Origin of the sequence: Nodosilinea sp. LEGE 07298, assembly GCF_015207265.1 — a bacterium.
Classification (GTDB): domain Bacteria; phylum Cyanobacteriota; class Cyanobacteriia; order Phormidesmidales; family Phormidesmidaceae; genus Nodosilinea.
In genome coordinates this window covers 1-3255 of the sequence record NZ_JADEXE010000471.1, presented here as the reverse complement: position 1 = coordinate 3255, position 3255 = coordinate 1, and the positions used below count along the sequence as shown (strand labels likewise).

At 53.7% G+C, this 3255-nt stretch carries 2 protein-coding genes; one reads left to right on the top strand and one right to left on the bottom strand.

Going from position 1 to position 3255, the window contains the following annotated elements; translation table 11 throughout:
* Positions 1–142 precede the first annotated feature (142 nt).
* Positions 143–1816, bottom strand: a complete 1674-nt coding sequence (dpdE, locus tag IQ273_RS31855) for a protein DpdE (protein WP_228054280.1) — start codon at positions 1814–1816, stop codon at positions 143–145.
* 123 nt (positions 1817–1939) lie between these two features.
* On the opposite strand from dpdE, the gene IQ273_RS35570 reads away from it, so the two are divergent.
* Positions 1940–3157, top strand: coding sequence for a TIR domain-containing protein (locus IQ273_RS35570; RefSeq protein WP_194027097.1), 1218 nt, complete (start codon positions 1940–1942; stop codon positions 3155–3157).
* Positions 3158–3255: the final 98 nt, after the last annotated feature.

Sequence of the window (3255 nt, the reverse complement as noted above, 5' to 3'; positions counted from 1 at the left end):
TTGACTCAATTGGTCTTGCAGTTGACGATACAAGAGGGGTGTTTCCATGAGACTGGCCTTGAGTTGGGGAATTCAAGCCTCTCATGAAATGCCCCTTCCCATCTACCCTGTCTCATTTGGGACTCCTTTCACAACAACCCTTTCAGGACTTTTCTGCACCACCAAGGCGATCGCCCTCCTCCGGTATCTCTCTCAGTATTTCTAGCAACTGTTCCAGTAGGTCATCTTCGCCAGCGAAGTGGGGGGTATCGAGCAGCAGTCTTACGGTATTGTCTCCAAAGGCTTTGATGACTTCAGCCAGGTGTTGACCTTCGAGGCGGGCAGCGATCACCCATTCCAACACGCGATGCCAACTACCTCTGGCCACAAAGAATACTCTGTAGAGGCGGCTCAGTTGTTGCCAGTATTTACTCTGCTCTTCAGCAACCCCAAGAGCTTGAATCCGCCATTCGTCCAGATACTCATGCAGGCGCTCGGCCTGGTCATTGTCGTCAAACTCCATTTGAAACAGAGCATCAGACTGGTCAATCAGTACATCGTCCACTGAGTCGCGCCGGTTGCGGAGCATTCGACGGTGCAGGCGGTAGGTGTCGCTGATGTGAGTCCGAATGGCGCGGACGGTGGTTGCTTGTTCGCTGGGTTCAGTGGCATCTGACTCTAGCTGGGCCTGTAATTGATCAATCAAGGAGCTGAGACGCGGATCTTCTGGGAATAAGCCTCTCAGTTTACTCAGGCTAGTCTTCAACACAAAGGTGGGCGCGGTCTCTTTGAAGGAGAGCAAGACTCGCCCGATATCTTGGCGTTTGCGAATGCGCTCCTTGAAGCCGTCCAGATCGTCAAGGCTGTATGTAGCGGGGTCGAGCAGGTGGAGCATGGCCAGAAAAGCTTGCTCATGGTTGAGCGCGGGTGTGGCCGACAGCAGCAGCACCCCTTGGGCACCATGGGCCAGCCGCTGGCACAGGGCAAACTGTCTCTGCTCGGAACTTTGGGGTGAAGCGGCCATCGCGGCGATGTGATGGGCCTCGTCGATAATCAAAAAGTGAGGCGTTTGTAAGGTGACGCGCTCTAAGTCTTCGGCGGCGACCAGTTGCACTTCATCGGTCAGGTAAAACTTGTCGGCTAGTTCGTGTCGCCACTGCTCTTGCAAAGAGCGCGGCACGATCGCCAGAGCATGGCTATTGGGGTTATCTAGCAGGAACTGCCTGAGGATGGCTCCGGCTTCTATGGTTTTGCCCAGGCCAACTTCATCGGCCAGCAGATAGCGTTGAATAGGGTCTTCTAAAACCCGGCGCACGATTTCGACCTGGTGGCGGTAGAGAGCTATGTTGGCAGAAAAGAGCCCTGGCATACCGTGGCTGATGGCCCGCTGTTCGGTTAGGCTACGCACAAAGGCCGAGCGGTGGGTGTGGAAGTAGGGCGTTTCGTGGCCTTTGAGGATCAGGATGTCGGTGGGGTCATCGATGGGGTGGTTGCAGCGGACGTAGATTTCTGGTTCGGTGGCGTAGCGGTAACCGCTGTCGGGGAGATCGATTTCGTAGCTTTGACGGTCTGGGTGCCATGCGAAGACTCTACCAACTTGCCAGCGGCCTTCGTCTTCGAGCCAAAGGTAGCAGCGGGTGTGGCGTTGGAGTGTAACAGGTTGTAACGAGGTAAGGGGGATGGTTCTTGAGATTTTGTGAGCGATAGATACCCAATAGTGGATTTCTGCGGTTGAATGGGTGGTAGAAACAACTTTCCCGACGCCTAGTTGGTTCGAGTCTGTCTGTACTAAGGCACCAATTTGCAGGGTTTCTAGACTGCGGGGTTGGGTAATCATATTAATTAGGGAGGCTTCTACCCATAGGTTTCCCAATTCAAACGTCCTTCCTAAGGTTAGATATTTTCTCCAAGCAAAAATCGATGTTTCATGGTGGAAAATTAATAGTTCTAGTGCCAGCAAATGCCTTCAATTTTTATTTCCTACCGACGTAGCGATAGCCAGGATGTTACTGAACGGATCTATGACAGACTAGTGACTCACTTTGGGGAAGAGGCGGTTTTTAGGGATGCTGAGGGCATCTCTCCGGGAGAAGACTTTCGCGAATTTATCAACCGCGCACTAGACGAGTGCAAGGTGCTGCTAGTCGTCATTGGTCTCAATTGGTTGAATACCACCGATACACAAGGTAACCGTCGGTTAGACAACCCTAACGACTGGGTGCGGATGGAGATCGAAGCAGCACTTCAGCGTGAGGATCTGGTGGTGGTGCCCGTGCTCGTCGGCAATGCTTCCATACCTAGGATTGAGGATTTTCCTAATGGCTTAGAGGAATTAGCCTATTTCAATGGTGTGAATGTCCGCCCCGATCCCGATTTCCATGTAGACATGAAGCGGTTGATAGGGCGACTGGAACAATTATTAATTGGCCCTACCCAGCAACCCCCTCAACCTCGGAACGAGCCTCAGTCGTTTCGAATGCAGAAAATTTTGTTTCTTGCTGCAAACCCTACAAACCCTACCCGCCTGCGACTTGACGAAGAGTTACGAGATATTGAAGAGGGATTACGCCGCGCCCAACATCGCGATCAGTTTACCCTCGCCCAGCGTCGGGCCGTGCGCCCCCGAGACATTCAGCGGGCCGTGCTCGAAGAAACCCCGCAAATTGTCCACTTTTCGGGCTATGGCGACGGGGCCGAGGGACTGGTGTTTGAGGACGCGGGCCAGGCCCAACGAGTCTCGGGGGAAACCCTGGCCGGGTTGTTTGCCCTGTTTACCGACTCGGCAGAGTTCTCCAATCCGATCCACTGCGTGGTGCTGAATGGTTGCTATTCCGCCATCCAAGCCGAAGCCATTGCCGAGCAGGTGCCCTACGTGGTGGGCATGACCCAGGAGATCGGCGACAGAGCCGCCATTGACTTCGCCGTCGGCTTTTACGACGCCCTGGGTGCTGGCTACAGTGTGGAATTTGCCTACAAACTGGGCTGCGCGGCGATCGACTTAGCGGGCAGACCGGAAAGCTTCACCCCCATACTGATTAATAAAAAAGCACCATCACCGTCCCCTCCCGAATCTCCCTTACCCTACCCACGTACTCCAATTCTCCAAGGCCGAACCGAACTCTACCAATTCCTTCTTCAACTCCCTGGCCTATTAGACGACACTGAACGTGGCGGGTGACGACAGCTAGATAGGCGGGAGAGGTGTTCTCCCTGCCCCTTGAGTCATCACTGAGACCGGATCCAATTTAAGCTAATAAGAAAAGACACTGAAGGTAT